This window comes from Stenotrophomonas sp. HMWF003, from assembly GCF_003061285.1.
GTDB lineage: Bacteria > Pseudomonadota > Gammaproteobacteria > Xanthomonadales > Xanthomonadaceae > Stenotrophomonas > Stenotrophomonas maltophilia_AP.
The window spans coordinates 442-4772 of record NZ_QAIW01000474.1 but is presented as its reverse complement, the minus strand read 5'-3'; the positions used below and the strand labels follow the sequence as shown (position 1 = coordinate 4772).

The 4331-nt window shown below is 69.9% G+C and carries 2 protein-coding genes and 1 pseudogene; 2 read left to right on the top strand and 1 reads right to left on the bottom strand.

Annotation, left to right across the window (positions count from 1 at the left end; genetic code table 11):
• Window positions 1-562 (bottom strand): PhzF family phenazine biosynthesis isomerase (locus DBR34_RS21160; protein WP_146186905.1); only part of this gene is annotated, 562 nt, incomplete at its 3' end.
• Window positions 563-744: 182 nt separating this feature from the next.
• On the opposite strand from DBR34_RS21160, the gene DBR34_RS21155 reads away from it, so the two are divergent.
• Together DBR34_RS21155 and DBR34_RS21150 are read left to right on the top strand one after the other, a co-directional pair.
• Window positions 745-3348 carry a bifunctional aspartate kinase/diaminopimelate decarboxylase gene (locus DBR34_RS21155; RefSeq protein ID WP_128098242.1) on the top strand — a complete coding sequence of 868 codons (2604 nt, stop codon included), beginning with the start codon at window positions 745-747 and terminating at the stop codon, window positions 3346-3348.
• A 70-nt stretch (window positions 3349-3418) separates the two neighbouring features.
• Window positions 3419-4331: pseudogene (locus DBR34_RS21150) on the top strand (endonuclease domain-containing protein); the annotation flags it as partial.

Here is a 4331-nt window from a genome sequence, read left to right as displayed (position 1 = left end):
GTGCGGCGATCGCGTCCCAGTCCGGCCGCAGCGCACGCAGCGTGGCCTCATCGCGCAGTTCCACCACCCACCAGCTGCGCCCACCGGCCATGCGCGCCGGCGGCAATGCGCCCAGCGACCAGCCGGCCAGGGCGGCCTGCAGGCGCGGGTCGTTCGGCTGCGCCACCTCGGCCACGCTGGCGCGCGGGGTGCGGATGGCGATGGTGCGGGCCGCGCCCGTGCCGTCCACCTGCAAGGGCAGGGTGCCGGCGATGCCGTCCTGCACCAGCACGCCGTCCACCGGCGCTGCCACGGCCTCCTCCAGCACCGCATGCGCGGTGCCCACGCTGGGGTGGCCGGCGAAGGGCACTTCCTTCTGCGGGCTGAACATGCGCAGGCGGTAGCTGCTGCCCGGCGCTTCCGGCGCGAACACGAAGGTGGTCTCCGGCAGCCGGGTCCAGCGGGCAATGGCCTGCATCGCCGCCTCGTCCAGGCCTTCGGCATCCAGCACCACCGCCAGGGGGTTGCCGGCGCCGGGGTAGGGGGAAAACACGTCCAACTGCAGGAAACGGCGGGAAGTCATGGCGTCAGGGTCTGCGAAACGGTCGGGCAGCTTACCAATCCGGGACGGCCCCGGGCCCGGCGTCGGCGCGGCCCAGGTGCCCGCGCAGGCCCTGCCGGGGCCGGGCTTGGCATAGAATCGGGAGTTCGGCCGGTGTGCCGGGCGAATCCCCCCCCCCTCACTACGAAACCCTCTTTACTTCCATGTCAGCTTCCCCCCTTGTCGATCGTTGGATCGTACTGAAGTTCGGCGGCACCTCCGTGTCGCGTCGTCACCGCTGGGACACGATCGGGAAGCTGGCGAAAAAACGTGCGGAAGAGACCGGCGCGCGCGTTCTGGTGGTGGTGTCGGCGTTGTCCGGGGTCACCAATGAACTGACCGCCATTGCCGACGGTGCCGCCGACAGCCGCGCCCGCGTGGACGCGCTGGTGGCCCGCCACCGCGAGTTCCTGGTCGAGCTGGGGCTGGACGCCACCGCGCTGGATGAACGCCTGGCCGGCTTGTCCGGGCTGCTCGACGACCCGCGCGCGGCCAGCCGCCCGCTGGACTGGCAGGCCGACGTGCTGGGCCAGGGCGAGCTGCTGTCCTCCACCGTGGGCGCGGCCTACCTGCATGCCAGCGGCCTGGACTTCGGCTGGATGGACGCGCGGCAGTGGCTGGATGCGCTGCCGCCGCAGCCCAACCAGAGCGACTGGTCGCAGCGGCTGTCGGTGAACTGCCAGTGGCGCGCCGATGCCGACTGGGCCGCGCGTTTCCGCGCCCAGCCCACGCGCATGCTGATCACCCAGGGCTTCATTTCGCGGCATGCCGATGGCGGCACCGCCATTCTCGGCCGCGGCGGCTCGGACACTTCGGCGGCGTACTTCGGCGCGCTGCTCGGCGCCAGCCGCGTGGAGATCTGGACCGACGTGCCGGGCATGTTCAGCGCCAACCCGCGCGACGTGCCCGATGCGCGCCTGCTGACCCGCCTGGACTATTACGAAGCGCAGGAAATCGCCACCACTGGCGCCAAGGTGCTGCACCCGCGCTCGATCAAGCCGTGCCGCGACGCCGGCGTGCCGATGGCCATCCTGGACACCGAGCGCCCGGAACTGCCGGGCACCAGCATCGACGGCAACGCCGCGCCGGTGCCGGGGGTGAAGGCGATCAGCCGCCGCAACGGCATCGTGCTGGTGTCCATGGAAGGCATCGGCATGTGGCAGCAGGTCGGCTTCCTGGCCGACGTGTTCGGGCTGTTCAAGAAGCACGGGCTGTCGGTGGACCTGATCGGTTCGGCCGAAACCAACGTCACCGTGTCGCTGGACCCGTCCGAGAACCTGGTCAACACCGACGTGCTGGCCGCGCTGTCGGCGGACCTGTCGCAGATCTGCAAGGTCAAGATCATCGTGCCGTGCGCGGCGATCACCCTGGTCGGGCGCGGGATGCGTTCGCTGCTGCACAAGCTGTCGGACGTGTGGGCCACGTTCGGGCGCGAGCGTGTGCACATGATTTCGCAGTCGTCCAACGACCTCAACCTGACCTTCGTCATCGATGAAGCCGACGCCGACGGCCTGCTGCCGATCCTGCACGCCGAGCTGATCGACAGCGGTGCGATGCCGGTGGAAGAGGGCGAAGTGTTCGGCCCGCGCTGGCGCGAGATCGCCGGCACCGTGCGCCCGCGCGAAACCGCCTGGTGGCGGGGCCAGCGCGCGCACCTGCTGACGCTCGCCCAGGCCGGTACGCCGCGCTACGTGTACAACCTGCCCACGGTGCGGGCGCGTGCGCGCGCGCTGACCGCGATCAAGGCCATCGACCAGCGCTACTACGCGATCAAGGCCAATTCGCACCCGGCCATCCTGGAAGTGCTGGAGCAGGAAGGCTTCGGCCTGGAGTGCGTGTCGCACGGCGAGCTCAAGCACGTGTTCAACACGTTGCCCACGCTGTCGCCGCGGCGCGTGCTGTTCACCCCCAGCTTCGCCCCGCGGGCCGAGTACGACGCCGCGTTCGCGCTGGGTGTCACCGTGACCGTGGACAACGTGGAAGCGCTGCAGCGTTGGCCGGACCTGTTCCGCAACCGCGAGCTGTGGCTGCGCGTGGACCTGGGCCGTGGCGAAGGCCACCACGCCAAGGTCCGTACCGGCGGCAAGGACTCCAAGTTCGGCCTGCCGATCGCCCGCGTGGACGAGTTCGTGCGCCTGGCCACCGAGCTGGGCACCCGCGTGGTGGGCCTGCATGCGCACCTGGGCAGTGGCGTGGAAACCGCGCAGCACTGGCGCCTGATGTGCGATGAGCTGGCCGGTTTCGCGCGGCGCATCGGCAGCGTGGAAACCATCGACATCGGCGGTGGCCTGCCCATTCCGTACAGCGCCGACGACGAACCGTTCGACCTGGACGCCTGGGCAGTCGGCCTGGCCGAGGTCAAGGCCGTGCACCCGGCGTTCCGGCTGGCGATCGAACCGGGCCGCTACCTGGTGGCCGAATCGGGCGTGCTGCTGGCCACGGCCACCCAGGTGATCGAAAAGGACGGCGTGCGCCGCGTGGGCCTGGATGCCGGCATGAACACGCTGATGCGCCCGGCCCTGTATGACGCCTGGCACGACATCGAGAACCTGAGTCGGCTCGGCGGCTACGCCGAGGCCGCGTTCGACGTGGTCGGCCCGATCTGCGAGTCCAGCGATGTGTTCGGCAAGCGCCGCAAGCTGCCGGTCTCGACCGCGCCGGACGATGTGATGCTGATCGCCGATGCCGGTGCCTACGGTTACGTCATGGCCAACACCTACAACCAGCGCGAGCTGCCGCGCGAGGACGTCATCGATGACGGTCCTTGACCGCCGCCTGCCGCCCACCCTTGAAGACGCGCCGTGCACACGCACGGCCGCCCTCTGAACCGGATACACCATGACTGCTTTCGATAAACACCAGGTTGCCGTTTTCCGCTTCGTCCGCTGCGATTTCGCCGCGGATACCGGCGTGGCGCAGCTGGTCTATGCCTTCGACGACGGCCCCGAGCTGACCGAGACGGTCACCATTCCGGGCGCGCCGTTCGCGCTGGACGGCGCGCGTGCCGAGGCGGTGCAGCGTGCCCTGCGCCTGCTCCACCTGATTGCCGGCGTGAGCTACTACAAGGCCGGCGTGCCCGACCAGGTCCGCATCGACAGCTACAGCATCGATGCGGCGACCGCGGCGCTGGTGGAGGAGATCTATCTCAACGGCCTGGGCGAGTTCGCCTACCGCAACGGCCTGAACCTTCGCGGGCGCTTCCGCCTGCCCGTGGACGGCGAGGCGTTCAGCGCCCCGGCGGTAGGCCTGCGCGAACACGCGCTGGTGGCCATTGGCGGCGGCAAGGATTCGCTGGTCAGCATCGAAGCCCTGCGCGGGCTGGGCATTGCCGAGACCGTCACCTGGATCGGCGGTTCGCAGTTGATCCGCGCCTGCGCCGAACGCACCGGCCTGCCTGCCCTGAACATCGGCCGCGCGCTGGCCCCGGAACTGTTCGAATTGAACCGCCAGGGCGCATGGAACGGGCATATCCCGGTGACCGCGGTGAACTCGGCGATCATGGTGCTGGCCGCGCTGCTGCAGGGCGTGGACCAGGTGGTGTTCTCCAACGAGCGCTCGGCCAGCTACGGCAGCCAGATTCCCGGCACCGGCGAGGTGAACCACCAGTGGTCCAAGGGCTGGGCCTTCGAGCAGGCGTTCGGGGAATACCTGGAGCAGCACGTGGCCGCCGACCTGCATTACTACTCGCTGCTGCGCCCGCTGTCGGAGCTGGCGGTGGCGCGGCAGTTCGCCAAGAGCGATGTCTACGACG

What these genes read in the sequence shown, in the direction of transcription:
- DBR34_RS21155 (WP_128098242.1), top strand. Translation starts at nt 745, where the DNA reads ATGTCAGCTTCCCCCCTTGTCGATCGTTGGATCGTACTGAAGTTCGGC.